Below are 25,849 nucleotides of genomic sequence, written 5' to 3' on the forward strand. Positions count from 1 at the left end.
TGGGTCCGCGCTTTGCGCCGGCCGGGCGGCCGAAGCATAGTGAGCTGCCGTATAATTAGTGAGCGAAGCCGCCCAGCGCCATCCCTCGTCCTACGGGGGTGCGATCAAGGAGGAACCGGTGGTCAGGAAGGTGATTTCGGCACAAGAAGCAGATGAGTTCACGACCACCATCGCCGTGGCGATCGAAACCGTGCCGCCGGAGCGGCAAGTGCTGTTTCTCGTCAGGCTCGCGGTGATCCTCGCCCAACTTGTCGGCGACAAGGCGAAGATCGCCGAAGCGATTCGGCTGGCGCGGCGGGAGTGAGTGAAAGAAAGCCCCTCGGCGGCTGATCCCTGAGCGATCAACGGGCAGCGCGAATGATCAGCCCGATCGACGTGCAGGCGAAGCCACCGATGGAAAGCCGGATGTGCGGCGTTTCGGGAAAGGTGAGAGTTGGTCTGGGATTGAAGGCGTAAGGCGGACCGTCGATGAAGCTATCAAGGATTCTGTCGCCGGGATTGTAATCCACCGCGACAAGTTCGTGACCGTCTTTACGGAGCCGTTTGTCGAGTTCCGCGATGTGACGCTCTTGAAACAAGACGGTCGGCCAATTGTCGATCGTTTCATCGCCCGCCTCGAAGCTATATTCCGTTGTATGAACCGCGAGGCCGCCTGGCTTCAGACATTTCACGGAATTGGCAACGAACTGCAGGCCGAGCTCGATCGATCCCACATGTTCGAACGAGCACATCGACCAGCAAAAATCGAACTGTCCGTCGAGGTCGGCCGGAATCTGGTTCATATCGACGGAGCGGAAACGACACAGCCGATCGAACTCCGTTTGATCTAGAAATTCCGCGCGGTAGAGCTGCGCCAGATTGGCCGCATGCTGGTTGGTCTGCGTCCATGCGACCGACCGTTCATCGTCAGGCGCCAGATCCGTGGCCAATATCTGAGCGCCACGCGCAGCGAGAAACGCCGGGATTGGTTCGGCGCCGACAGCGAAGCCGAGACCGGATCGCCCGCTCTCCAGCAGGCCCGCTTCCCAAAGCGCCTGGAGGACAAAGCAAAGCTCCCAAATCTTCCGGCTGTAAATCGGAGTCAGCCTGAGTTGACCGCACCAATATCGCATCCAATCGGACTCGATATCAGCCTGTCGGCATAATTTGCTCGACAGGCCGACCCGTGAGGGTTCGGCGGGAACCGGCGCCAGCGGCCCCGCGGCGGCCGCGTCGTAAAGCTCCCTGGCCATAGCCGCACCGAGCAACTTCACGTTCCAGCGCAGAATGGCGATTTCTTGAAGCACCATGGCCAACGGGGTGATGTTCGGTTTGCGATCGGTCGTCGTTCTTTCGACCGCATTGTGAATCGTTTGCACGACCTGCTGATCACCTGCCGCTATCTGCGTTGCCAACTCCAAGGCTCGATCGTCGAGCGTGGCAATGCGCTGGCGCAATTCCGCGAACCGCTGCTCCTGCTTCTGTTCCAAAGCGGTCAATTCTGGAAGGAGTCCCTCTTTGAGGAACGGAAACATTTGGTTTCCGATCCAACGTAACACCCTACCCATCGTTCGCGCCTTTGCTAAATCGATCTACGTTCTTGATGCCAAACTCTCACCTTCACCTCGGCGCGCTCCTCGCATCCGAGTGGAAAGGTGACGATGGGGAATGGAACAGACAGTATCCGTCACAGCGCGCTCGGCAACACCCGATCCGGCGGCTTATGGCCATCGAGAAACGCCTTCACGTTGATGATGACCTTCTCGCCCATCTCGACGCGGCCTTCGTAGGTGGCCGAGCCCATGTGCGGCAGCAGCGTTACTTTGCCGGCTTTCGCCAGACGCACGAGCTTTGGCGCCACCGCCGGCGCATGCTCGAAGACATCGAGACCGGCGCCGGCGAGCGCATTGGTCTCGAGCATGCCGATCAGCGCTTTCTCGTCGATGATCTCGCCACGCGCCGTGTTCACCAGAATGGCGGACGGCTTCATCAGCTTGAGGCGGCGTGCCGACAGGAGATGAAAGGTCGCCGGCGTGTGCGGACAATTGACAGAAACGATGTCCATGCGCGCCAGCATCTGATCCAGCGAATCCCACCAGGTGGCTTCGAGCGAGGCTTCGAGCGCCGGCGCGACGCGGCGGCGGTTGTGATAATGCACCGACAGGCCGAAGGCGCGCGCCCGCTTGGCCAGGGCCTGGCCGATGCGGCCCATGCCGACGATGCCGAGCCGTTTGCCGTTGATGCGATGACCGAGCATCCAGGTCGGCGACCAGCCGGCCCATTGGCCAGCGGGCACGATGTTGGCGCCTTCGACAATGCGGCGCGCGACGGCGAGAATCAGCGCCATGGTCATATCGGCCGTGTCGTCGGTGAGCACGCCCGGCGTGTTGGTGACGGTGATGCCGCGTTTTGCCGCAGCCACCACATCGATATTGTCGACGCCATTGCCGAAGTTGGCGATCAGCTTCAAACGCGGCCCGGCCGCTTCGATCATCGCCGCATCGATGCGGTCGGTGATGGCCGGCACGATCACGTCGGCGGTGCGCAGCGCTTCGGCAAAAGCCTCTGGCGCCATGGGCCCTTCGCCGAGATTGAGCTGTGCGTCGAACAGTTCGCGCATGCGCGTTTCGACGCTATCCGGCAGTTTCCGCGTCACAACCACGAGAGCTTTCCGGCCGGCCATAAATACGCTTCTCCGAGGCTGCCGCCACCTAACCATAATGTCAGGTGACATTGTCGATTCACCGAGATTTAACCGTAACGGGTGCAGATGAAAATCGCTCAATATTGTCCGGCCGCAGAAACCATGTCCAACCCATGGTCCTGCCTATCGGATCATCAGGTGGAAAGGAGCGTCCGGCGTGAATTCAGGCAGATCTGACGGACACGGCCTCAAAATGAAAACCAACATCGCTCCCGCCGGTATCGTTAAGGTTTCGCTGTTCGCGCCCCTGATGGCGGCCGCGTTTCTCGTCACCAGTCTGGTCACCAGCGCCAGCGCCCAACAGGTCGGCTCCGTCACCGGGCTGCCGCTGCCACGCTATGTCAGCCTGAAATCCGATCGCGTCAATTTGCGCGAGGGCCCGTCGAAGGAACACCGCACGGTCTGGCTGTTCCAGCGCGCCGGCCTGCCTGTCGAAATCACCGCCGAGTTCGACACCTGGCGGAAAATCCGCGACTCGGAGGGCTCGGAAGGCTGGGTGCTGCACTCGCTGCTGTCGGGACGGCGCACGGCCATCATCTCGCCGTGGAAAAAGGGCGCCGAAATGCCGCTCTTTGCCCGGGCAGCCGACAACGCCGACACGGTGGCCAATCTGCAGACGGGCGTCATCGCCAATGTGAAACGGTGCGATCGCGGCTGGTGCCGCATCTACGGCGTCGGATACGACGGCTACATGCAGCAGAAGCTGCTGTGGGGCGTTTATCCGGACGAGAAGGTCGAATAATCGCTCGGCCTCATTGACGCGCCCCGCCAAAACCCCGAAATAGCAGCGAATTGCGGCCATTTGGGCCGTCGCCCGTCCACCGGCGACGGTTTTCACCCTTGGCCACCCTGTGATAGGAAGGCGCGCGCTTGCCCGTCCGGGCGTCGATGCGTGATCGAGAAAGAGAAGCGATGATGGGCGAACGCCGCTCCAGTTTTGAATATGAGGACCTTCTGGCCTGCGGGCGCGGCGAACTGTTCGGCCCCGGCAATGCGCAATTGCCGCTGCCGCCGATGCTCATGTTCGATCGAATCGCTGAGATCGCTGAAACCGGCGGCGCCAATGGCAAGGGCCTGATTCGCGCCGAATTCGCCATCAAGCCCGATCTGTGGTTTTTTGGCTGTCATTTCAAAGGTGATCCGGTGATGCCGGGATGCCTTGGCCTTGATGCCCTGTGGCAGCTAGTCGGCTTTTACCTCGGCTGGCTGGGTGCGCCGGGCCGCGGCCGGGCGCTGGGGGTCGGCGAAGTGAAATTCTCCGACCAGGTTCTGCCGAGCGTCAAAAAAGTCGTCTATGGCATCGACTTCAAGCGCGTCTTCCGCGGCAAGCTGGTGCTCGGCATCGCCGACGGCTGGCTCGAAGCCGATGGCCGCAAGATCTACGAAGCCAGCGATTTGCGCGTCGGGCTGTTTCAGTCCAACGCCGCACCCGCGACTTAGGGCAAATGGCGTTTTGATCAAAACGCCATTTGCCAGGTTTTTTGTTTGACGCGTCTTTGTGACGTTTGACTTCGTCAAACTGCTAAACGCTATGTTCGAACAATATCCAGGCTTTATGGGTCTGGCCGGAGAAGTGGCATGAGACGGGTAGTGGTCACCGGGATGGGTATCGTTTCCTCCATTGGAAACAATACACAAGAGGTGCTGACGTCGCTGCGCGAAGCGCGGCCGGGGATCGTTCGCGCCGATAAATATGCCGAGCTCGGCTTTCGCTGCCAGGTTCATGGCGCGCCGACCTTGAAGCCTGAAGAGGTCGTCGATCGACGCGCCATGCGTTTCCACGCGACCGGAAGCGCCTGGAACCATGTGGCCATGGATCAGGCGATCGCCGATTCCGGCCTCGAAGAAAAAGACATCACCAACGAGCGCACCGGCATCATCATGGGGTCCGGCGGCCCGTCCGCCCGCACCATCGTAGAGGCGGCCGATACCACCCGCACCAAGGGGCCAAAGCGCGTCGGTCCGTTCGCCGTGCCCAAGGCCATGTCTTCGACCGCGTCGGCGACGCTCGCCACCTGGTTCAAGATCAAGGGCGTCAACTATTCGATCTCGTCGGCCTGCGCCACGTCGGCCCATTGCATCGGCAATGCCGCCGAAATGATCCAATATGGCAAGCAGGACGTGATGTTTGCCGGCGGCTGCGAAGAGCTGGACTGGAGCCTGTCCGTTCTGTTCGACGCCATGGGCGCCATGTCGTCTGGCTTCAACGATCGCCCGGCGGAAGCCTCGCGCGCCTATGACAAGGACCGCGACGGCTTCGTCATCGCTGGCGGTGCTGGCGTTCTGGTGCTCGAAGAATACGAACACGCCAAGGCGCGCGGCGCGAAGATCTATTGCGAGCTCGTCGGCTACGGCCTCAGCTCCGACGGCTACGACATGGTCGCGCCGTCAGGCGAAGGCGCCGAGCGCTGCATGCGCATGGCGCTATCGACCGTGAAAACGCCAGTCCACTATATCAACCCGCACGCGACCTCGACGCCGATCGGCGATCTCAAGGAAATCGAGGCCTTGCGCAATGTCTTTGGTTCGGGCGATAAATGCCCGCCGATTTCCGCGACGAAATCGCTCTCGGGCCATTCGCTTGGCGCGGCCGGCGTACAGGAAGCGATCTATTCGATTCTGATGATGCAGAACGGTTTCATCGCCGAAAGCGCCAATATCAAAGAAATCGACCCGGCCTTCGCCGACATGCCCATCGTCCGCACGCGCCAAGACAATGTGCAACTCGGCACGGTCTTGTCGAACTCGTTCGGATTTGGCGGCACCAATGCCGCTCTTGTTTTCAAACACATTGACGCCTGATGCACCAACGTCAGCCGCATTACGAGAAAGACTAAAACGATGCCAGCAGACCTGATGCAGGGCAAACGTGGTCTTATCATGGGTGTCGCCAACGACCACTCCATCGCCTGGGGCATTGCGCGCATGCTTGCCGCCCAGGGCGCTGAACTGGCGTTCACCTATCAAGGCGAATCGCTCGGCCGCCGCGTCACGCCGTTGGCGCAGAGCGTTGGCGCGACCATCATCGAGCCTTGCGACGTCGAGGATATCGCCTCGGTCGACGCGCTGTTCGAAAAGCTCAAGGCCAAATGGGGCGTGCTCGACTTCGTCGTTCATGCCATCGGCTTCTCCGACAAGAACGAGTTGAAGGGCCGCTATATCGACGCCACGACGCGCGAGAATTTCTCGCGCACCATGGTCATCTCCTGCTTCTCCTTCACCGAGATCGCCCAGCGCGCGGCGCCGCTCATGACCAATGGCGGCTCGCTGCTGACCTTGACCTTCGAAGGCGCGACGCGCGTGATGCCCAACTACAATGTCATGGGCATCGCCAAGGCCGGCCTCGAAGCCAGCGTGCGTTATCTGGCGTCCGACCTCGGCCGGCAGGGCATTCGCGTCAACGCTATCTCCGCCGGCCCGATGCGCACGCTCGCGGGCTCGGGCATCAGCGAAGCGCGGTCGATGTTCAACTATCAGACCGTCCATTCGCCGCTGCGCCGCAGCCTGTCGCTCGATGATGTCGGCGGCGCCGGGCTCTATCTGCTCTCGTCGCTGTCGAGCGGCGTCACCGGCGAAATTCATTTCGTCGATGCCGGCTACAACATTATCTCGATGCCCCGCCCGGAAGATCTGCGCGGCGACGACAGCCAGGATCAGGCGGCGGAATAATTCCGCTGTGCGGCAGCGTCCTCAGTAAAGGCCCGAAATGGCATTTCGTGTCTTGATCATTGGAGGCACGGGACAGGTCGGACATGCGGTGCTGCGCGCCCTCGTGGCCGAGCCGTCCTGCGCTGAAGTCGTGATGCTCAATCGCAGGGCGGCTTCGCCGAGCCCTCATTCCCGCGTGCGACAGATGATCTTGGATACGGCGGATGGCCAGTTTCCAGCCGAGGTGACCAAGATTGCACGGAGCATGATCGCGCGGGGTGATCCTGTCTACGGCGCCTCCTGCGTCGGCGTCGGCCAAGGCAGCATGAAATGGACTGAAGACGAGCTGAAGGCCCTTGAGATTGGTGTCGTGGGCGGATTTGCTCGCGGCTGTCATGCAGGCGGCATCACGCGGTTTTCTCTACTCTCGGCGGTCGGAAGCAGCGCGAAAAGCTGGATCCGTTACGCGCGGATCATGGGCCTCAAGGAAGAGACCATCCAGAAGATAGGCTTCCGACGCCTGACGATTTTTCGTCCAGGCATTATCGCAGGCAATGTGCACACCCCCGGCTACGTAGCCTGGTTGGGGCGTTTTATTCCGGGACCTTTTGGCGTCATTGAACAAGACGATATCGGACGCGCCTTCGTAGCTGAATTCATCGACAGTTCGGCCCCGAGCGGCACCGTCTATCTCGAAAACGAAGCGATGAGGCTGAGGTCTCGTGCTTTAACGCGATGACGAGCTCTAGTCTCCGGTGGCGCGCAAGGCGCTCATGAGTTCTTCGGCGACCATCAGGCTCGCCAAGCCGCGACCGCGCTTTTCGCGGTGGACGAGCGAGAGGACGTTCTTGCGGAAGAAGCGGTCGCGGATCGGCCGATAAGTCAGAACGCCATTGCGATATTCTTCGGCGATGTCGAACTTCGAGAGGAAAGCGATGCTATCGCCTGCGGTGGCGAGGCATTTCATCGCTTCGATCGAATTGGTGAGGAATGACGGCTCAACGACGAGCCCGGCCTCCGCGAAGGCATCCGCAACGATGCCGTGGATCAGCATCGAACGATCGGCGAAGATCAGCGGATAAGGCTGGCAGGCGGTGAGCGGCACAGCCTCCATTCCCGTTAGGGGATGTTCGGGCGAAAGCACCGCGCCAAGCCGCGTATCCATCCGCCAGAGCGTTTCAAGCTGCGGCGAAGCGGGCAGGTTGAAGGCCAGCCCCAGATCGGCCTCGCCATCCATCACCGCCTGGACGATGTCGCGGCTGAACATGACACGGATCGAAATCTTGATGCGCGGATGGCGGGCGCAAAAATGCGCCGCCGCCTTGGGCACGATGCCGCCGGCAAGACCGTTCATGGTGGCGATGATCACCTCGCCGGTTTGCAGCGCCTTGAGGTCGCGAATTTCGGCTTCAACTTGGCTGTATTCCTTCATCGTGCGGCGCACGTGGGCGATCAGGACATCGCCCGCCGGGGTCGGCCGCAGGCCGCGCGGCAGGCGCTCGAACAGCGGCTCACCCATCGCCTCCTCAAGCAGCAGCACATGCTTGTTGATGGCGGACGAGGCGACGTTCAGCCGCTCGCCAGCAGCGCGGATCGAGCCACAGCGCGCGACCTCGTCGATATAGCGCAGCACGCGCGAGTGCAGCATGGCCCATCCCTCCCGTACTGCTCTCGAAAAGCGAGCATTCTGCACAGAAAATACTGCTTTTCAGAAGCGGTCAACGGCTCTCATATCTCGGAACACAGCGGCAGCGGGCGGGAACCTTGAAAAAGGGAGCCTCACGAAAGCCGGCCAATCGCGGAGGACCCACATGAACCAGCATGTCTCGATCCAACATAATCAGGTCTCGGCCCAATACGACAAAGTACGGGCGATTTTCGAGATCCTGAACGGCCGGAAGGAAGCCGATCTGCTCTTGAAGAATCTGAACATCCTCGATGTTCACGGCGAGAGCGTCTATCGCGGCTCCATCCTTGTCTATGACAAGCGCATCGTGGCGCTGAACCCCGATGAATCCATCACCAAGGTGAAAGAGGTCTTCGACGGCAAGGGGCTCTATGCGATCCCCGGCCTCATCGACGCGCATCTACATTTCGAATCCCAGCTCGCCCATCCAACGGCGCTGGCCGCCGCCATGGTGCCCTGCGGCACGACCACGATCTATGCCGAATGTCTCGATCTCATCAGCGCGGCGGGCGAAGAAGGTGTCGAAGCGGCGAGAAACCTCTTCCGCGATTACGACAAACTGCCCTACCGGCTCTATGCCTTCGCGCCGGGCAAGAAGACGAGCGCCGCCGTGGCCGAAGCCATGCTCGAAATGGAGCCGGTGATCGGCCTCGGCGAATTCGAGCACTTCACCTACAGTTCCGGCGATGAGGATGACTTTCACAAGGCGGCGGCCGTGCGTGCAAAAAGCGGCTTCATGAACGGTCACTGGGGCGTGACCGCCCTTTCCGACATGCTCCTCAACTATCTGCCGGCGATCGGCGTCTCCAACAATCATGATGTCTGGAACGCCGATGATATCGAAAAAAGCGTCCGCTACGGCTTTCCAACGCATATCAAGTTCGGCGTCGGCAGCAGCGAGGTGATCAAAGTGCTGCTGCGCGCCATCGTCGACCGCAAATGGCCGACCGACAATTTCATGCTGTGCACCGACAATATCTCGGTCGAGCGCTTGCAGCGCATGGGCCACATGGACTGGATCATCTCACTGTGCGCGGAGATGGGCATCAATCCGATCCATGCAATCAAGATGGCGACCCTCAACACGGCCAAGTCATTCCACATGGAGGATCGGGTTGGTTCGCTCACCCCCGGCCGCTTCGCCGACATCGTGCTCACCGACAGTCTGTCGAAGATCAACCCGCTTTATGTGTTCAAGGATGGCGAATTGGTCGCGCAAGACCGCAAGCTGATCAAGAACGCGGACATCGATTATTCGGCCATGTGCAAGACCGGCGTTCGCGGCCTTGATGATTTGAAGGCGGAGCAGCTCGAGATCGTGCCGCTTGAAATTTCCGAAGACGGCAAGCGCGCCAAGGTCATCCTGTTCGATGTCTATGGCCGTGGCCATGCCAAATTCTTCCAGGAAATCTGGGTGCCGTTGCAGGACGGCAAAGTCATCGCTGAATACGAAGGCATCAAACTGAGCCGGCTCTCCGTCGTCCAACGCTATGCGAACGGTAAGCGCCATGTGGTCAACGGCCTGTTCAAGGGCGTCTATGTGGAGCGCGGCGCGGTTGCCACCTATTGGCCGGCGCCCAAGCCATATTTCGTCGTGGTGGGCCAGGACAGCGCCGAGATGCGCCATTGTCTTGGCGAAGTCGACGGCTATGCCGGCGCCTGCATCGTCACCGACAACAAGGCGCCGAAGGCGGTGATGCCGCTCGAAATCTATGGCGTGATGGCGAACATGAACGTCGACGAATTGACGGCAAGCGCCGCGGCCATCGATACGGCATTGGAGACATTGGGCAATCGCAACGAGGGCGAGCCGGTGGTCAACAAACTGCTCAGCCTGTTCATTTCCCTGCACCGGTTCCGGTTCATGGATTGACGTCGACAGCGCGGGCGCTGACGCGCCCGCGCATTTTCGTGACGCGCATTTTCTTGGGGAGCAATGTCGTAGCGACAGCAGATCTACATGATTTGACCGCGCGGCAGAGAGGGAGAGGACAATGGAACACAATCCTGAAGCCGACGCTGGCGTTGTCGATACGGGTAGCCTGACGCGGCGCTGGATCGTTTATGTGGTCGGCATTTATGTGCTGACCATCGGCGTGGCGCTGGCGATCCGCGCCGGCATCGGCATTTCACCGCAAAGCAGCCTGACGCGGACGATGACCCTGATCTATACGCCGCTGAGCCAGGGTACCTATAATTTCATCCTCGAACTGATCATGCTGGCGCTGACTTATCTGGTGCTGCCGAAAGACTTCAAGCTGCAGAACTTCGCGTCGCTGATCCCCGCCTTCGTGCTGGCGGTGTTCCTCGACTTCAATCTGCATCTCACCGCGGCCATCAAGCCGGAGGTCTATCAGCTGAAGTTCGCGCTTCTGGCCTTTGCCGATGCGCTGCTCGCCTTCGGCCTTTTCCTGATGATCCGCGCCAATCTCGTGCTCATGCCAATCGACATGTTCGTCAACACGCTGTTCAAGCGCACGGGCTGGAAATGGGGCAACATCAAAACCTGTTTCGACTGCACGCTTCTGCTGCTCTCAGCCGCGATCGGTTTTGCCTTCCTTCGCGATATCCCCTTCATCCGCGAGGGCACGGTGGTGAATGCCGTCCTGGTCGGCCAGTATATCCGGCTCTACTTCTTCCTCTTCAAGCGGTTCGGGGCCACGAAAACCGCCGCGGCACCAACCCAACTCGATCCCGTCACGAAGTAAGCCACGGGCACAAACGAAGGCCTCCGATTAAAGCGGAGGCCTTGCTTTGTTACAAAGCCAGAGCAAATCACGTTTTGGGGTAATTTACCTGGATTCTGTCATTTGGACGCGTCTTCATGGCACTCGACTAAGTCGAGCTGTGACACGCTATAGACGCCGGCGGCCGGCGAGGCCGGAGATCGCCAGATAGAGGATGCGTTTCTGTTCGACGCGTGATCGCGCCAGGGAATCGAGGATGAGGCCGCAGGTCATCATCAAGCCCGACAACAACATCAAACCGGTGCAGAGAATCGCCGTCGGCAAGCGCGGCACGAGACCGGTCTCAAGCCAGGTTTCGGCCAAAGGCACGGCCAGCACGACCGCGAGCACGGCCAGTGCGCCGGCCAACAGGCCGTAGAAAAACGCCGGCCGCGTCTCCTTGAGGAGATAAGCAAAGGTGCGCAGGATTTTGAGCCCGTCGCGAACGGAACGCAGCTTCGAGGCCGAGCCTTCCGGCCGCGCGCCATAGGGCGTGGCGATTTCGGCGCAAGGCAATTTCAACTGACTGGCGTGAACCGCAAGCTCGGTTTCGATCTCAAAGCCTGACGACAGCGCCGGAAAACTTTTCACGAAACGGCGCGAGAACGCGCGATAGCCCGAAAAGATGTCGCCATAGTCGGCGCCGAACAACGAGCAATAGAGGAAATTGAACAGCCGATTGCCGACCGCATGACCGGAGCGATGGGCATCCGCCATGATATTGGCCCGCGCACCGACCGCCATGTCGATCCGTTGGTCGACGACCTTGGCCACAAGCGCCGGCGCCGAACCCGCATCGTAAGTGCCGTCGCCGTCGACCATCAGATACACATCGGCATCCACATCGGCGAACATGCGGCGCACGACATTGCCCTTGCCGGCCTGCGGCTCGAACATGACTTCCGCGCCCGCCGCGCGCGCGACGTCGGCCGTAGCGTCCGTCGAGCGATTGTCGAAAACGATGATGCGCGCGTGCGGCAGCACAGCGCGGAAATCGGCGACAACCTTGGCAATCGTCTCCGCTTCGTTGAAGCAGGGAATAACAACCGCGACAGATGGCGAAGGTGAGGCGGAGGCTGCTGTTTCGCCGCGCCGCGCGGCGCCATCAAAATGACGCGTCGCGGTGTCGAGATGCGGAAAGGCCAAGCGCAAGGCTTCGGCCAACGCCGCTTCTTCGGGCAAACCTGCGCGGATGCCGCCGGACTGCGGAGTCTGGTCTGCCTCACGAATCGGTAGAGGTGCGGGCAATGAACGCTCCGGCTGAGAGATTTTGCAGCGCAATGAACCTTGATCATCGACGGCAAACGTTGAAACTCGATGAATCGGAAGGAACGCGATCGATGGAGGATCGTTCATAAAAATGGACGAAGCTTAATTTGAAGCCATGTGCCATCGAATCTAGCCTTCGCCGACATATCCCTGAAAGGAGACGGGTTCATGCCGCACTTCCTCCGCGCATCGTCCACCACCAAAAAGATCGTCTTTCCGTTGGCCTTCGGCGCCTTCGCGCTGGTGGCGGTCCATGCCGGCGCGCAACAGGCATCACCTCCGCCCGGCCCCCCGTCCGCGACCGGCGATCTGGCCAAGCCGGGTGGCGGCCCCGACGGCGCCCGGCCCGATGACAGCCGCAACCGTCCGCGATTTTCGGAAGAAGACCGGACGGCGTTCTTCAACGCCCGCCTCGCCTCGATCCGCGCCGGCCTGATGCTGACCCCCGATCAGGACAAGATGTGGCCGCCGGTGGAAGCCGCCGTGCGCGACCTGATCAAACTGCGCGGCGAACAGCGGGCACAGTTCCAAGCCCAACGGCAGGCGCAAAGCCAATCCTCGGGCCAATCTCAAGACCCGGCGCAGGCCCAACAATCCAATCCGCTGGAACGTCTGCGCCTGCGTGGCGAAGCGCAGATGAAACATGGCGAAGCGGTCAAGAAATTCGCCGAAGCGGCCCTGCCGCTCTATTCCAGCCTCAACGATGATCAGAAGCGCCGGTTGCGCTTTCTCGGTCGGGGTCTTGGCCAAGGTATGATGGGCCAAGGCATGCAGCAGCAAGGCATGCAACAGAACGACCGTCGTGGCCCGAACGATCGTGGATACGACGGGCGCGGCGAACGGCGCTGGCGCGATATGGATCAACGGCGCGGCGGCTATCGTGGCCGCGACGATGACGACCGCGATGACCGCCGTGGCTATGGTGATCGCCGTGGCTCCAATGACTTTCAAGGCTATCGCCAGCGCTCGCGGCAAGACTCACAAGACAGCAGCGACGGCTTCGACCGCGGCAATGGCATCGAGGACTGGCGCGACCGGTTCTGACCTATTCGCCTGGATCCGAGAGCTGGGAGCCGAGAGCAAAGCGCACTCAGCTCCCAGGGTTCGACTTAAGCTGGCAGCAAGGATTATCGCCGATGATTTGAAGCGTGCGGGCGCCGACAGGCCGCACGCTCCAGACACACGGATCAACCCTTGGGATCGCTTTCGGGATCGCCCGCGCCACATTCAGCTTCAATCTCAAGCTCGGTCGTCCCTGGCCCGCATCCCTCGCAATTCAGTCTGATCGGGGCAACGCCGCTGCTGGCGCTGATCGCCGCGCTGATCGTATTCGTGTTCTTTCGCCAGGCCTTCGTCGAGGTCTGGCAGACCGGCCGTTTTTACGACACCGACGACGCCATGCGCATGGTGCAGGTGCGCGACCTGCTGGCCGGCCAGGGCTGGTACGATCTGGTCGCCCACCGCCTGAATCCGCCCGATGGCATGCTGACGCACTGGTCGCGGATCGTCGACATTCCGCTCGCCGCGCTGGTGCTGTTCTTCTCCCTGTTCACCGATCGCCATCAGGCTGAAATTTTAACGCGGCTGGCGTTCCCGCTGCTGATGCACATTGCTTATTTCGCCACGCTCCTGGCGCTGGCGCGCCGGCTCACCGGCGACATCGGCGTCGTTACGACCCTCTTCCTCGCCATCTTCGCCACGATCACCAATGTGCAATTCGTGCCGGGACGCATCGATCATCATGGACCGCAGATTCTGCTGCTGGTTTTGATGGCATGGATGACCGTGCGGCTACTTCTCGATGGAGATAGACACGCGGCCTGGTGGCTTGGCGCTGAGATCGCTGTTTCCTTTGCGATCTCCATCGAGAACATGCCGTTTATCGCCGCGCTGCTGGCGGTCATCGCGACCGCCTGGGCCTGCGGGCTTGCTCCTGTGCAACGCACGCTACGGCCGCTGGGCTTCTCATTGTTGGTGTTGGTGCCGGTGGCCTTTGCCGCAACTGTGCCGCCCACACGCTATTTCGACCCTGTCGCCGATGCGTTCGGCCTCTCCTTCGTCGTCCTCTTGATGCTCGGCGGCGCGGCGGCGGTGGCTGCGGGCGCGATTGAAATCCAGGCGCGGCGCCTGAGATGGATCCTGCTCGTTGCCTTCGGCGGGATTTGTCTGGCGACGGTCGTCATCGCCTTCCCCTATCTGCTGCACGATCCGTTGACCACGGTCGATCCGCTCGTTCGACGGCTGTGGCTATCGCGTGTGCGGGAAGCGCGCCAGCTGCTGCCGATGCTGCTGCAGAATCCGCTCGGCTGGATTCACTACGTCGCGCCCTTGTTCTGCGGCGTGATCGCCGCCGGCTTCGCGATCTACACAAGTGCCGGCGAGAAGCGCTGGTCCTGGATCGCCATCGCCGCCCTGATCGTTGTGGGGAGCCTCGGCACGTTCTGGCAGATTCGCGTCATCACCTCGGTTCTACCCTTCGTCGTGATTGTCGGAGCCTGGGCCGTGACCGCGCTCAGCGAACATCTGATGCGTACTGGCGGCCGATACATCGCGCTCAAAGCAATCCTGCTTGCGACCCTGTTCAGCAGCTTCACCTGGGAAACGATGGCACGCCCGCTTCAGGCCAACGATCCGACCGCACCCCAGCAGGCCGATGACAGCGATGCCTGTTACGCCTCGTCGTCCTATGTCGCGCTCGGCAACCTGCCCGCGCAATTGACACTGTCGACGATCGATCTCGGCCCGCATGTGCTGGCCCATTCGCCGCATTCCGTCATCGCCGCCTCCTACCATCGCAACAATAACGGCAATCACCTGTTGATCGAGGCGATGATCTCCGATCCCGACATCGCGCGTGTGCTGATCGAAGGCGCCGGCGCGAAGCTGCTCGTCTTCTGTCCGGCGGCGCCCGAGTTCAAAGGCTATATCAAGGAAGCGCCGCACGGGTTGGCGGCGGCGCTGCGCGACGGCATCCCCACTTGGCTCACGCCCGTCGGCGACCAGACGGCACCGATCAGGATCTTGGCGGTGCGCTAGAGCAAATCACCTTTCGGTAGAAACGTGATTTTGCTTAGATCCTCTTATTTAGACGCGTCTTCATGGCGCTCGACGATTCCGTCGAGCTGTGAAACGCTATAAATTCCGCCCCGCAAGCAGCAAATCTCGATAATAAAAATCCCGGCACAGATGCTGCGCCGGGATTCAATTTTTAGCTGATGGCTTTTAGCCGATGGCCTGGCTTATTCGCCGGCAGCCGGCTCGTCGGCAGCCGCGGACTTGCGTTCCGCCGCTTCCTTGGCCTCGATGTCTTCGCCCGTCTCCTGATCGACAACGCGCATGGACAGACGCACCTTGCCGCGATCGTCGAAGCCGAGCAGTTTCACCTTCACCTTGTCGCCTTCCTTGACGACATCGGTGGTCTTCTGCACGCGGTTCTTCGACAGCTGCGAGATATGGACGAGACCGTCCTTCGAACCGAAGAAGTTGACGAAAGCTCCGAATTCCATGGTCTTGACGACCGTGCCTTCGTAGATCTGGCCAACTTCCGGATCGGACGCGATCGACTTGATCCAGTTGATCGCCGCCTTGATCGAATTGCCATCCGAGGAGGCAATCTTCACGGTGCCGTCGTCCTCGATGTTGACCTTGGCGCCGGTCTTCTCGACGATCTCGCGGATCACCTTGCCGCCGGTGCCGATCACTTCACGGATCTTGTCGGTCGGGATCTTCATGGTTTCGATGCGCGGCGCGAATTCGCCGAGCTCGGAACGCGCCGTGTTGAGCGCCTTGGCCATCTCGCCGAGGATGTGCAAACGGCCATCCTTCGCCTGACCGAGAGCGACCTTCATGATCTGCTCGGTGATGCCGGCGATCTTGATGTCCATCTGCAGCGAGGTGACGCCGTTTTCGGTGCCCGCCACCTTGAAGTCCATGTCGCCGAGGTGATCCTCGTCGCCAAGAATGTCAGAGAGCACCGCGAAGCGCTCGCCTTCAAGGATGAGACCCATGGCGATACCAGCGGTCGGCCGCTTCAACGGCACGCCGGCATCCATCAGCGCCAGCGACGCACCGCAAACGGTGGCCATCGACGACGAACCGTTCGACTCGGTGATCTCCGAGACAACGCGGATCGTGTAGGGGAATTCCGCTGCGCTCGGCAGCATCGGGCGAATGGCACGCCAGGCGAGCTTGCCGTGGCCGATTTCGCGGCGGCCGGGCGAGCCCATGCGGCCGGTTTCACCGACGCTGTAGGGAGGGAAGTTGTAGTGAAGCAGGAAGCGCTCCTTGTAGGTGCCTTCCAGCGAGTCGATGTACTGCTCGTCCTCACCGGTGCCCAGCGTAGCAACGACCAGCGCCTGGGTTTCGCCGCGGGTGAACAGCGCCGAACCATGGGTGCGCGGCAGAACGCCGACCTGCGCCAAGATCGGACGCACGGTCTTCACGTCGCGGCCGTCGATGCGCACGCCGGTGTCGAGAATGTTTCCGCGTACGACCTTCGCCTGCAGATCGTGGAAGGCTTCGCCAACCTTCTGCTTGTCGAATTTCGCCTCGCCGCCTTCCGGCAGCAGAGCGGCATTGACCTTCGCCTTCGCGGCGTCGACAGCCGCATAGCGCTGCTGCTTGACGGTGTGCTTGTAAGCTTCGCGCAGTTCGGCTTCGGCAACGACGGCGACGGCCTTCTCGACTTCGCTCTTGTCGACGACCTTGAGATCGCGCGGTTCCTTGGCGGCCTTTTCGGCGAGACGGATGATCGCGTCGATCACCGGCTGGAAGCCGCGATGGCCCACCATCACCGCTTCGAGCATGACCTCTTCGGACAGTTCCTGGGCTTCCGACTCGACCATCAGCACGGCGTCCTGCGTGCCGGCGACAACGAGATCGAGACCCGATTCCTTCATTTCGTCGAGGGTCGGGTTGAGCTTCAGCTCACCCTTGATCCAGCCGACGCGCGCGCCGCCGATCGGGCCCATGAACGGAATACCGGAAATGGTCAGCGCCGCCGAAGCAGCAACCATCGCCAACACGTCCGGATCGTTTTCGAGATCGTGCGAGAGCACGGTGACGACGACCTGGGTGTCGTGGCGATAGCCTTCGGGGAACAGCGGGCGGATCGGACGGTCGATGAGGCGCGAGACCAAGGTCTCCTTCTCCGACGGGCGTCCTTCACGCTTGAAATAGCCGCCGGGAATGCGGCCGGCCGCGAAGGCCTTTTCCTGATAGTTGACGGTGAGCGGGAAGAAGTCGACGCCCGGCTTCGGGGCCTTGGCGGAAACGACGGTGGCGAGAACGGAGGTCTCGCCCCAGGTGGCGAAAACCGCGCCATCGGCCTGGCGCGCGATGCGGCCGGTTTCGAGGACGAGCTTGCGCCCGGCCCAATCCAGGGTTTCGCGATGAATTTCGAACATGAGTCAGTCTTTCATGGTTACGGGAACGCAAAAGGCCATGAGCAAGACGGCGAGAAGCTGTCAGCGAGACGTCTGGTCCCAAGTCCGACAACTTCCGGCAATCCTGCCATGGCGCTATTTCTTTCCCGGACTGGGTGACGGCCCCATGCCACCACCCAAACTCCCCGCCTGCCCTCAGGCGGGGGTAGCATTCTTCGTTAGCGACGAATGCCGAGGCGCTCGATGAGCGTCTTGTAACGCGGCTCGTCCTGCTTCTTGACGTAATCGAGAAGCTGGCGGCGCTGGGAGACCAGCTTCAACAGACCGCGACGCGAATGGTTGTCCTTCACGTGGGTTTTGAAGTGGCCGGTCAGGTTGGCGATACGCTCGGTCAGGATAGCGACCTGGACCTCGGGCGAGCCGGTGTCATTGGCCTTGGTGGCGTATTCCTTCACAAGCTCCTGCTTGCGTTCAGCAGTAATCGACATCGGCGGTCCTTCTTAAAGAGAGTAAAATGCGGCCAACCTCAATAAAATCAGTTTGTTCCGCTTTGATTTCGCCGTCGGGGCCGGGCCGGGATGTCGTCCAGCGCGGTCACGCTCATGCGAAACGCCGCAGGATCATTCCCGCCGCGTTGGCGCGCTTATACACGAAATCCAGCGCCACGCCAGTCCGGTAGAAATCCGGCCAAGTCAGTAGCAGCTGACGAATTCGCGATAGACCCAGCCGACCGGGCGCCCGTCCATCCGGCTGATGAAGGCCCAGGTGCGGCCCCCGGCATCACTGTCCGTCGCCGTCATCTGCACCTGCGCGCCATTGGGCAGTTTGCCGACGACCTTGCCCTGGGGCGCGGTCCGCACATTGAGCGGCGTTCCGGTGGGATCGGTGACCTTGCAGCGATCACCTGCGGCAAGGGCTTCGGTGGCCAAAACGGCGCTGAGGCCAGCAGCGACTAAGAGTGCGGTCTTTCTCATGGGATACCTCCCGAGGCGTCCGAGCACGCCGCGAGAGGGATCCTGCGCAGCGCGAGGCAAAACCGCCTCGCGATTTGCCTTAAAACGGCAAATTAAATACGCGGCTTGGTACAAGCTCGCCGTGCTCAACCGCACCGAAGGCGACAGGGACGCCGCCGCAGGCCGCATAAGCGACACCGTCGGCTGGCGCATCACGGCCGCGCAGAATGAGCGACTGGCCACGGCGCAGCCGGGCGGCGCTGTCACGATCGACCACCACGCAGGGCAGTTCCGACAGGCCCGCTTCCACCGACAGCATGAAGCTGGCGGCCTCGGCAGCCGCCTCTTCGATCTCGGCCAGCGCATCGGAATCATCTTCGTAGAACGGACCGACGCGGGTGCGGCGCAGGGCCGTCACGTGGCCCAGGCAGCCGAGCAGGCGGCCGAGATCGCGGGCGATGGCGCGCACATAAGTGCCCTTGCCGCATTCGGCTTCCAAAACGGCTTCGTCCGATGTCAACGAGACGAGGCGCAGCGCATGAATGGTCACTTCGCGCGGCGCGATCTCGAAGGTGGCGCCATCGCGCGCCAGATCATAGGCGCGTTCGCCAGCGATCTTGATCGCCGAATAGGCCGGCGGCGTCTGCATGATCGTGCCGATGAAACGCGGCAGTTGCGCTTCCACATCCTCGCGGCTCGGGCGCAGATCGGAATGGCGGACCGCCGTGCCGTCAGCATCGTCGCTGTCGGTTTCGGTGCCCCATTGGACGGTGAAGCGATAGGCCTTCTCGCCATCCTGCACGAAAGGAACGGTTTTTGTCGCTTCGCCAAAGGCGACCGGCAGCAGGCCGGACGCCAGCGGATCGAGCGTGCCAGCATGACCGGCCTTCTTGGCGTTGAAAATGCGCTTCAGGCGCGACACCGCGTGGGTCGACGTCATACCAATCGGCTTGTCGAGGATGATCCAGCCATTGACCTCGACACGTTTTGACTTCGGAGCGCTCATCTCACTCTCCGCGCCCCGGCGCGTCGGGCGCCTGAGCGCTGTCATCGGCGTCGGGCGCAACATCTTCGGAATCTTCGCCCGTCTCTTGCTGCGTATCCTGGCGCAAATCCTGGCGCACTTGCGGCGAATTCAGCAGCGCGTCGATGCGCGATGAGTTCTCGAAACTGTCGTCCACTTTGAAGCGGACGTCGGGCGCGAATTTCAGATTGATCTTGCGAGCGACTTCGCCACGCAGAAACTTCTTGTGGTGCTCGAGCGCCTTCATGACCTCGACGGAATCCTTGCCGCCCAGCGACAGGACGTAAATCGTCGCCAGTTTGAGATCGGGGCTCATCTTCACCTTAGGGACGGTGACCACATGCGCGTCGATAACCGCATCATTAAGCGCTCCGCGCGCCAGCAGTTCCGACATGGCATGACGAACCAATTCACCGACGCGCAACATGCGCTGGGAAGGTTCTCCGCCCTTTTGATGGACTCGGGACATGACATTCTCCAACGCGCGGGAATTTCTCCCCGCGCACACAAATTCAGTCAACTAGCGAATTTTCTTGGTGCGTTCCTTTGGAACGAAGCGCTCACAGAGAGCGCTTCACTTCCTCCACGCGATAGCACTCAATGACATCGCCCTGGCGCATGTCTTGATAATTCTCGAAGGCCATACCGCATTCCTGGCCCGCGAGGACTTCCTTCACTTCGTCCTTGAAGCGCTTCAGAGTCGACAGCTTGCCTTCGTGGACGACAACATTGTCGCGGATCAGGCGCACGCTCGCGCCACGCTCGACCCGCCCGTCGGTAACGCGACAGCCGGCCACTTTGCCGACCTTGGAAATGTTGAACACTTCCAGGATCTGCGCATTGCCCAGCATTTCTTCGCGCAGTGTCGGCGATAGCAAGCCCGACATTGCGCTCTTCACGTCATCAACCAGGTTGTAGATGATGTTGTAGTAGCGGATTTCGATGCCGAGCCGCTCCGACGCGTCGCGCGCTTCCTTATGCGCACGGACGTTGAAGCCGATCAGCACGGCGCCGCTGGCTTCCGCCAGGGTGACGTCCGATTCGGTGATACCGCCGACGCCGGCATGAACGATCCGCGCCGCCACTTCGTCGGTGCCGAGCTTGTCGAGCGCCGCGATGATGGCTTCGACCGAACCCTGCACGTCGCCCTTGATGACAAGCGGGAATTCCTTCAGGCCCGCCGACTTCAGCTGGCTCATCATCTCGACGAGCGAGCGTCCGGCACCGGCGCCACGCGCCGCCGCCTTATCGCGCTTGAGACGTTCGCGATAATCGGTGACTTCACGCGCACGCGCTTCCGATTCGACGACGGCCACACGGTCACCCGCGTCCGGCGCGCCGGCAAAGCCGAGCACTTCCACCGGGAACGACGGCCCGGCGGTCGGCACATTCTTGCCCTTGTCGTCGAGCAGCGCGCGAACACGGCCCGATTGCGAACCAGCAACGATGATGTCGCCAACCTTCATCGTACCGCGCTGCACGAGCACGGTGGCGACCGGACCACGGCCGCGATCAAGGCGGGCTTCGATGACCGTGCCTTCGGCAGGACGATCGGGATTGGCCCTCAGGTCGAGCAGTTCGGCCTGCAGCGCAATGGCTTCGAGCAGCTTGTCGAGGTTCTGGTGCTTCAGCGCCGAGACTTCGATTTCCAGCGTATCGCCGCCCATGCTTTCGACCTGGACTTCATACTGCAGCAGCTCGGCACGCACGCGCTCAGGCTTGGCATCGGGCTTATCGATCTTGTTGATCGCCACGATGATCGGCACCTTCGCGGCGCGCGCATGGCTGATCGCCTCGATCGTCTGCGGCATGACACCGTCATCGGCGGCAACGACGAGAACGACAATATCCGTGACCTTGGCGCCACGGGCGCGCATGGCCGTGAACGCGGCGTGGCCCGGCGTATCGATGAAGGTCACTGGCACGCCATTGGGCGCGATGACCTGATAGGCACCGATATGCTGGGTGATGCCGCCGGCTTCGCCGGACACCACGTTGGCGGACCGGATCGCGTCGAGCAGGGAGGTCTTGCCGTGATCGACGTGACCCATGATGGTGACGACAGCCGGACGCGGCAGCATATGATCGTCGACATCCGGCGTATCGAAGAGACCTTCTTCGACGTCGGATTCGGCGACGCGCTTGACGGTATGGCCGAGTTCCTCAGCCACCAATTGCGCCGTGTCAGCATCGATCACATCGGTGATCTTATGCATCTGACCCTGCTTCATCAGCAGCCGCACCACATCGACGCCACGCTCCGACATACGGTTGGCGAGCTCTTGAATGGTAATGGTTTCCGGCAGAATGACTTCGCGCAACAGCTTTTCCTTCGGCTGGCCGAAAGCCTTGCCTTGCAAACGCTGCTGCCGGCGCCGGAACGACGCTTCCGAGCGCATGCGCTCGCCTTCTTCGGCGGTCGCGCTGGTCACTGTCAGGCGGCCGCGATTCTTCTGCTCGGCGCCACGGGTCGGGCGAACGGGCAACACCACTTTGACGGGCACGCCCGGGCGGCGAATGATCCGCTTGGCTTCTTCTTCGTTGGCGAGCGCGGGCCGGGGCGTGGCGGGCGCCGCAGCCATGGCCGCCGTGGCATCGGCCGGGGCCGAAGCCGGCGGGCGACGGTTGAGCGTTGATGGCGCCGGGGCCGGGGGGCCGCCAGGCTGGCCGTCCGTGCCGAGACGGCGCTTGGCCTCGTCCTCGGCGCGGCGCTTGGATTCGGTTTCCTGCAGGCGGCGTGCGTCTTCCTCGCGCTTGCGCGCTTCGGCAGCATCCCGCTCAGCCTTTTCAGCCGCTTCGCGCTCGGCGCGCGCCTTGGCCTCGATCTCGGCGATGCGACGCTCTTCTTCCTCGCGGCCGCGTGCATCGGTGAGCGCGCGCTCACGAATCTCGATCTCTCGATCGGTCAGCGTGCGCAGCACGACACCACTCGGCGCCCGGTTGTCGCCACCATGTTCATGGCGGCCCGAGTGCGGACGCGTGGCGCGACCCGACGGCGTCGCCGTGGGTGCAGCCGGAGGCGGCGTGACAGGCTTGGCGGGCGGCGCGACAGGTGCCTCGGCCCGAACGCTAGGCTTAGCAGCCGGCGGGCCGACAACACGAGTCTTCACCTTTTCGACGACGACCTGCTTAGTGCGCCCGTGCGAAAAGCTTTGCCGCACAGTGCCCTGTTCCACCGGACGCTTGAGGGTCAGCGTCTTCGATGCAACGTGCAGGGTCTTATCGCCAGAATCTTTCGTTTCACTCATACGTTTCATATCCCCGGGGCCATGCCCGAAATTCAGTCGTCCCGTCCACCGAAAGATGAGTCGCCGTGCGCGGTGTCATTTTTGATCTGACCCGCGTCGTGAACGCCGGAGAGATCGCCACGATAGCGGGCCAATCGCCCGCACCGACCAAGGAATGCCAAACTAGCGGCGCCCTGCCGGAGCGCAGCATGTATCACATTTGTCCGACCCAATGCCAAATCCAATTGCGACGACTGAAATAAATCGACAATCGGAACCGTTTCTGCCGCGCCGCCCATGGATCGCCGCAGGGCCTGCGCCATTTTTCTACCCCCGTCCGACCCGCCATCACGGGCCTGGAGCAGGCCGACAACGTCGCGGCGCGCGATCTGCGCTTCGACTTTAGCGGCCCCCAACACCACCAGACCGGCCTTATTGGCCATGCCCAAGCTTTGCAGAGCATCCCGCTCCAGCAGGACATCCACGTCCTCGGCCAGGGTTTCCGGCGCCTTGACCGCGGCTTTCAGCCCGCGGGCGAAAGCCCCGCCCCGGATCCCCTGGCGAACGATGGCGGCATCCGCGGAAACCCAGACGCCCCGGCCAGGGAGCCGGCGACGAATATCAGGAACCACCTCGCCAGCCGGGCCGGCGACGAAGCGGATCATCGCTTCGGGCGACAGGCGCGCACGGGTGACGACGCAAGTCCGTTCGGGACCCGCCTCCTCATCCATGTCGTTCGGCCGGGCCGTCACGACGCGCACTCCGCCTGAGGCCGATCAGCTGGCCTGTGCCGAATCGTCGGTCGACGGCTCATCAGCCGCCTCTTGCACCGGCGCTTCGATCCAGCCCGCCTTGACGCGCGCATTCATAATCAGGGCCTCGGCCTCTTCACGCGTCATTTCGAGACCATCGAAATAGCCCGCATGCTTGGTCGTCTCGCCATCCTTGCGCTCGCTCCAACCGACGAGATCATCGGTAGCGCAACCAGCCAGGTCTTCGATTGTCTTGACGTCATTCTCACCGAGCCGAACCAACATAGCGGATGTCAGTCCGTCGATTTCACGCATTTCATCGGCCACGCCGAGCTCCTTACGCCGCGCATCATTGGCGGCTTCTATTTGGGCCAGATGTTCACGGGCGCGGTTTTGGATTTCCTGCGCCGTTTCTTCGTCGAAGCCTTCGATCGAGGCCAGTTCGGCGATCTCGACAAAAGCCAGTTCCTCAACCGAACGGAAGCCTTCCGAGGCCAACAGCTGGCCAACGACTTCGTCGACGTCGAGCGCATTCATGAAGGCATTGGTGCGCTCAACAAATTCCTTCTGACGGCGCTCGGATTCTTCGGCCTCGGTCAGGATGTCGATATCCCAGCCTGTGAGCTGCGAGGCAAGCCGCACGTTCTGGCCGCGACGACCAATGGCGAGCGACAGTTGTTCGTCTGGCACAACCACTTCGATGCGCGATGAATCTTCGTCGAGAACCACCTTCACCACTTCCGCCGGCTGCAAGGCGTTGACGATGAACGTCGCCGCATCGGCCGACCAGGGGATGATGTCGATCTTTTCGCCCTGCAATTCGTTGACGACCGCCTGGACGCGCGAACCGCGCATACCGACGCAAGCGCCGACCGGATCGATCGAGGAATCGCGCGAGGTGACGGCGATCTTGGCGCGCGAGCCCGGGTCACGGGCCACCGACTTCACCTCGATGATGCCGTCGTAAATCTCCGGCACTTCCTGGGCGAACAGTTTCGCCATGAACTGCGGATGGGTGCGCGACAGGAAAATCTGCGGGCCGCGCTGTTCGCGCCGCACGTCGTAGACATAAGCGCGGACGCGATCGCCCGGGCGGAACATTTCACGCGGCACCAGCTCGTCGCGACGGATGATTGCTTCGCTGCGGCCGAGATCGACGATCACATTGCCGTATTCGACACGCTTGACGACGCCGTTGATGATATCGCCGATGCGGTCCTTATATTCTTGGTACTGGCGATCGCGCTCGGCTTCGCGCACCTTCTGCACGATGACCTGCTTGGCGGCCTGCGCGGGAATGCGGCCGAATTCGAACGGCGGCAGCGTTTCAGCGATCCAGTCACCAACCTGCGCGGCCGGGTTCTTCTTGTGCGCGTCGACGAGGAGAATTTCCTTGGCGTCGTTCTCGACCTTGTCGACCACCAGCATGAGGCGCGAATAGCGCGTCTCGCCGGTCTTCGGATTGATCTCAGCCCGGATCTCGGTTTCCTGGCCATAGCGCGAACGCGCGGATTTCTGCAGGGCATCCTCAAGCGAGCTCAGCACGATTTCGCGGGGAATCATCTTTTCCCGTGCGACCGCGTCGACGATCTGCAGCAGTTCAAGTCGGTTGGCGCTAACGGCCATAGGTCTGCTCCTCGATATCGGCTCGGTCCGAGCCGGGGGATTACTTCAGTCTGTTACTTCACTTGCGATTGCCCGAACCCCGAAACGGGTTCGGCTTGGCAGCCGCTTGTTTTTGAACCTTTTTCTGCGCGAACCGGCCCGGTCCACGGCGCGGCGCCTCAGCCGCTTCTTCATTCTCATCCGGATCGGACGCAGCGATCTTGCCGGCCCGCAGCGCCTCGCGGATCAATGCATCGGTGAGGACGAGGCGGGCTTCCTCGATGTCCGACACCGGCAGAACCACGTCCGCCTCTTCTTCCGCCTTGGCATCGATGCGGCGCAGCCGGATCGTCGCGTCGCGGCCAGCCCCATCAACCCCTTCGATCCAACCGCGAAAGCGCTTGCGGCCGAAATGCAGGCTACCGGTTTCCATCCGCGCTTCGTGACCGATGCCACGAACGAAATCGGACAGGCGCACCAGCGGCCGGTCGATCCCCGGCGACGACATTTCCAGGCGGTAGGCCTGGGTCAGCGGCTCTTCGAGGTCGAGCACCGGCGACAGGGCCATGCTGGCCTTCTCGCAATCATCGACGTTCATCGTCCCGTCGGCCCGCTCAGCCATAATCTGCAGCGTAACCTCTTGATTAGTCGATATCTTCACCCGAACCACACGATAGCCGAGATCAGCCAGCACGGGGCCAGCCAAGTTTGCGACACGGGCGGCAACCCCCGTCTCTTGGATGAGGCGCGGTTCCGCGAGGTCTGTGGTTTCAGGCGCCGGTCGGGCAGGCTGCCCTTCGGGTCCGCCGGACGTCTCGGTCAATATATGGGCTCCGGTCAGGCATTAAAAAAGAGCGGGTCCCGGAGGGCCCACTCTCAATAATGACCCTC

General features: G+C 61.9%; 23 protein-coding genes. 10 read left to right on the forward strand and 13 right to left on the reverse strand.

The window, feature by feature from the left end; genetic code table 11:
- Positions 1-58: 58 nt before the first annotated feature.
- Entirely contained in the window at positions 59-304 is a 246-nt protein-coding gene (locus BLW50_RS20565) for a hypothetical protein (protein WP_090706015.1), read from the forward strand.
- Between the two features lie 37 nt (positions 305-341).
- Here BLW50_RS20565 and BLW50_RS20570 read toward each other — a convergent pair whose 3' ends face one another.
- Positions 342-1,514, reverse strand: coding sequence for a class I SAM-dependent methyltransferase (locus BLW50_RS20570; RefSeq protein WP_170850273.1), 1,173 nt, complete (start codon positions 1,512-1,514; stop codon positions 342-344).
- A gap of 152 nt (positions 1,515-1,666) precedes the next feature.
- Positions 1,667-2,662, reverse strand: coding sequence for a 2-hydroxyacid dehydrogenase (locus BLW50_RS20575; protein WP_090706019.1), 996 nt, complete (start codon positions 2,660-2,662; stop codon positions 1,667-1,669).
- 271 nt (positions 2,663-2,933) lie between these two features.
- Between BLW50_RS20575 and BLW50_RS20580 the strand changes: the two genes are divergently transcribed.
- From BLW50_RS20580 to BLW50_RS20600, 5 genes are all read left to right on the forward strand, one after another.
- Entirely contained in the window at positions 2,934-3,425 is a 492-nt protein-coding gene (locus BLW50_RS20580; protein ID WP_090709451.1) for an SH3 domain-containing protein, read from the forward strand.
- A gap of 173 nt (positions 3,426-3,598) precedes the next feature.
- Positions 3,599-4,123 carry a 3-hydroxyacyl-[acyl-carrier-protein] dehydratase FabA gene (fabA, locus tag BLW50_RS20585; RefSeq protein WP_090709453.1) on the forward strand — a complete coding sequence of 175 codons (525 nt, stop codon included), beginning with the start codon at positions 3,599-3,601 and terminating at the stop codon, positions 4,121-4,123.
- 138 nt (positions 4,124-4,261) lie between these two features.
- Entirely contained in the window at positions 4,262-5,485 is a 1,224-nt protein-coding gene (fabB, locus tag BLW50_RS20590) for a beta-ketoacyl-ACP synthase I (RefSeq protein ID WP_090706022.1), read from the forward strand.
- A 54-nt stretch (positions 5,486-5,539) separates the two neighbouring features.
- Complete coding sequence (gene fabI / locus BLW50_RS20595; protein WP_170850274.1) at positions 5,540-6,352, forward strand: enoyl-ACP reductase FabI; 813 nt, start codon at positions 5,540-5,542, stop codon at positions 6,350-6,352.
- Between the two features lie 37 nt (positions 6,353-6,389).
- Positions 6,390-7,070, forward strand: a complete 681-nt coding sequence (locus tag BLW50_RS20600) for a Rossmann-fold NAD(P)-binding domain-containing protein (RefSeq protein WP_090706029.1) — start codon at positions 6,390-6,392, stop codon at positions 7,068-7,070.
- 6 nt (positions 7,071-7,076) lie between these two features.
- Here BLW50_RS20600 and BLW50_RS20605 read toward each other — a convergent pair whose 3' ends face one another.
- Entirely contained in the window at positions 7,077-7,979 is a 903-nt protein-coding gene (locus BLW50_RS20605; protein ID WP_090706031.1) for a LysR family transcriptional regulator, read from the reverse strand.
- A gap of 163 nt (positions 7,980-8,142) precedes the next feature.
- Between BLW50_RS20605 and BLW50_RS20610 the strand changes: the two genes are divergently transcribed.
- Together BLW50_RS20610 and BLW50_RS20615 are read left to right on the forward strand one after the other, a co-directional pair.
- On the forward strand, positions 8,143-9,891 hold the full coding sequence (locus tag BLW50_RS20610; protein WP_090706033.1) for an amidohydrolase family protein: 1,749 nt from the start codon (positions 8,143-8,145) through the stop codon (positions 9,889-9,891).
- Positions 9,892-10,012: 121 nt separating this feature from the next.
- Positions 10,013-10,726: a YczE/YyaS/YitT family protein gene (locus BLW50_RS20615; RefSeq protein WP_090706035.1), complete on the forward strand. Its 714-nt coding sequence runs from the start codon at positions 10,013-10,015 to the stop codon at positions 10,724-10,726.
- Between the two features lie 147 nt (positions 10,727-10,873).
- Here the strand turns inward: BLW50_RS20615 and BLW50_RS20620 are convergent, their stop codons facing one another.
- Positions 10,874-11,992, reverse strand: a complete 1,119-nt coding sequence (locus BLW50_RS20620; RefSeq protein WP_210186109.1) for a glycosyltransferase — start codon at positions 11,990-11,992, stop codon at positions 10,874-10,876.
- A gap of 189 nt (positions 11,993-12,181) precedes the next feature.
- On the opposite strand from BLW50_RS20620, the gene BLW50_RS20625 reads away from it, so the two are divergent.
- Together BLW50_RS20625 and BLW50_RS20630 are read left to right on the forward strand one after the other, a co-directional pair.
- Positions 12,182-13,057 (forward strand): Spy/CpxP family protein refolding chaperone, encoded by an 876-nt coding sequence (locus tag BLW50_RS20625; protein WP_139267697.1) that lies wholly within the window; start codon positions 12,182-12,184, stop codon positions 13,055-13,057.
- A 150-nt stretch (positions 13,058-13,207) separates the two neighbouring features.
- The gene (locus tag BLW50_RS20630; RefSeq protein WP_090706042.1) at positions 13,208-15,049 is read left to right on the forward strand and encodes a hypothetical protein; all 1,842 of its coding nucleotides are present in this window, start codon (positions 13,208-13,210) and stop codon (positions 15,047-15,049) included.
- A 203-nt stretch (positions 15,050-15,252) separates the two neighbouring features.
- Here BLW50_RS20630 and pnp read toward each other — a convergent pair whose 3' ends face one another.
- The 9 genes from pnp to rimP all read right to left on the reverse strand — a co-directional run bounded on the left by pnp (position 15,253) and on the right by rimP (position 25,781).
- Positions 15,253-17,418, reverse strand: coding sequence for a polyribonucleotide nucleotidyltransferase (pnp, locus tag BLW50_RS20635; RefSeq protein ID WP_090706044.1), 2,166 nt, complete (start codon positions 17,416-17,418; stop codon positions 15,253-15,255).
- A 197-nt stretch (positions 17,419-17,615) separates the two neighbouring features.
- Positions 17,616-17,885 carry a 30S ribosomal protein S15 gene (rpsO, locus tag BLW50_RS20640; RefSeq protein WP_090706046.1) on the reverse strand — a complete coding sequence of 90 codons (270 nt, stop codon included), beginning with the start codon at positions 17,883-17,885 and terminating at the stop codon, positions 17,616-17,618.
- A 204-nt stretch (positions 17,886-18,089) separates the two neighbouring features.
- Entirely contained in the window at positions 18,090-18,371 is a 282-nt protein-coding gene (locus tag BLW50_RS20645; protein WP_090706049.1) for an SH3 domain-containing protein, read from the reverse strand.
- A 79-nt stretch (positions 18,372-18,450) separates the two neighbouring features.
- Entirely contained in the window at positions 18,451-19,356 is a 906-nt protein-coding gene (gene truB / locus BLW50_RS20650) for a tRNA pseudouridine(55) synthase TruB (protein ID WP_090709455.1), read from the reverse strand.
- Position 19,357: 1 nt separating this feature from the next.
- Entirely contained in the window at positions 19,358-19,843 is a 486-nt protein-coding gene (gene rbfA / locus BLW50_RS20655; RefSeq protein ID WP_090709457.1) for a 30S ribosome-binding factor RbfA, read from the reverse strand.
- Between the two features lie 91 nt (positions 19,844-19,934).
- Positions 19,935-22,622: a translation initiation factor IF-2 gene (gene infB / locus BLW50_RS20660; protein WP_090709459.1), complete on the reverse strand. Its 2,688-nt coding sequence runs from the start codon at positions 22,620-22,622 to the stop codon at positions 19,935-19,937.
- Between the two features lie 32 nt (positions 22,623-22,654).
- The gene (locus BLW50_RS20665; RefSeq protein ID WP_244544329.1) at positions 22,655-23,353 is read right to left on the reverse strand and encodes an RNA-binding protein; all 699 of its coding nucleotides are present in this window, start codon (positions 23,351-23,353) and stop codon (positions 22,655-22,657) included.
- 24 nt (positions 23,354-23,377) lie between these two features.
- Positions 23,378-24,979 (reverse strand): transcription termination factor NusA, encoded by a 1,602-nt coding sequence (nusA, locus tag BLW50_RS20670; RefSeq protein ID WP_090706052.1) that lies wholly within the window; start codon positions 24,977-24,979, stop codon positions 23,378-23,380.
- A 58-nt stretch (positions 24,980-25,037) separates the two neighbouring features.
- Positions 25,038-25,781 (reverse strand): ribosome maturation factor RimP, encoded by a 744-nt coding sequence (gene rimP, locus BLW50_RS20675; RefSeq protein WP_090706055.1) that lies wholly within the window; start codon positions 25,779-25,781, stop codon positions 25,038-25,040.
- Between the last annotated feature and the right edge of the window lie 68 nt (positions 25,782-25,849).

It is taken from the genome of Beijerinckia sp. 28-YEA-48, assembly GCF_900104955.1.
Classification (GTDB): Bacteria; Pseudomonadota; Alphaproteobacteria; order Rhizobiales; family Beijerinckiaceae; genus Terripilifer.

Excerpts from the sequence above, each read along its gene's own strand:
- BLW50_RS20570 (WP_170850273.1), bottom strand. The coding sequence starts at position 1,514 with ATGTTTCCGTTCCTCAAAGAGGGACTCCTTCCAGAATTGACCGCTTTG.
- BLW50_RS20575 (WP_090706019.1), bottom strand. The coding sequence starts at position 2,662 with ATGGCCGGCCGGAAAGCTCTCGTGGTTGTGACGCGGAAACTGCCGGAT.
- BLW50_RS20580 (WP_090709451.1), top strand. The coding sequence starts at position 2,934 with ATGGCGGCCGCGTTTCTCGTCACCAGTCTGGTCACCAGCGCCAGCGCC.
- fabA (WP_090709453.1), top strand. The coding sequence starts at position 3,599 with ATGGGCGAACGCCGCTCCAGTTTTGAATATGAGGACCTTCTGGCCTGC.
- fabB (WP_090706022.1), top strand. The coding sequence starts at position 4,262 with ATGAGACGGGTAGTGGTCACCGGGATGGGTATCGTTTCCTCCATTGGA.
- fabI (WP_170850274.1), top strand. The coding sequence starts at position 5,540 with ATGCAGGGCAAACGTGGTCTTATCATGGGTGTCGCCAACGACCACTCC.
- BLW50_RS20600 (WP_090706029.1), top strand. The coding sequence starts at position 6,390 with ATGGCATTTCGTGTCTTGATCATTGGAGGCACGGGACAGGTCGGACAT.
- BLW50_RS20605 (WP_090706031.1), bottom strand. The coding sequence starts at position 7,979 with ATGCTGCACTCGCGCGTGCTGCGCTATATCGACGAGGTCGCGCGCTGT.
- BLW50_RS20610 (WP_090706033.1), top strand. The coding sequence starts at position 8,143 with ATGAACCAGCATGTCTCGATCCAACATAATCAGGTCTCGGCCCAATAC.
- BLW50_RS20615 (WP_090706035.1), top strand. The coding sequence starts at position 10,013 with ATGGAACACAATCCTGAAGCCGACGCTGGCGTTGTCGATACGGGTAGC.
- BLW50_RS20625 (WP_139267697.1), top strand. The coding sequence starts at position 12,182 with ATGCCGCACTTCCTCCGCGCATCGTCCACCACCAAAAAGATCGTCTTT.
- pnp (WP_090706044.1), bottom strand. The coding sequence starts at position 17,418 with ATGTTCGAAATTCATCGCGAAACCCTGGATTGGGCCGGGCGCAAGCTC.
- rpsO (WP_090706046.1), bottom strand. The coding sequence starts at position 17,885 with ATGTCGATTACTGCTGAACGCAAGCAGGAGCTTGTGAAGGAATACGCC.
- BLW50_RS20645 (WP_090706049.1), bottom strand. The coding sequence starts at position 18,371 with ATGAGAAAGACCGCACTCTTAGTCGCTGCTGGCCTCAGCGCCGTTTTG.
- truB (WP_090709455.1), bottom strand. The coding sequence starts at position 19,356 with ATGAGCGCTCCGAAGTCAAAACGTGTCGAGGTCAATGGCTGGATCATC.
- rbfA (WP_090709457.1), bottom strand. The coding sequence starts at position 19,843 with ATGTCCCGAGTCCATCAAAAGGGCGGAGAACCTTCCCAGCGCATGTTG.
- infB (WP_090709459.1), bottom strand. The coding sequence starts at position 22,622 with ATGAGTGAAACGAAAGATTCTGGCGATAAGACCCTGCACGTTGCATCG.
- nusA (WP_090706052.1), bottom strand. The coding sequence starts at position 24,979 with ATGGCCGTTAGCGCCAACCGACTTGAACTGCTGCAGATCGTCGACGCG.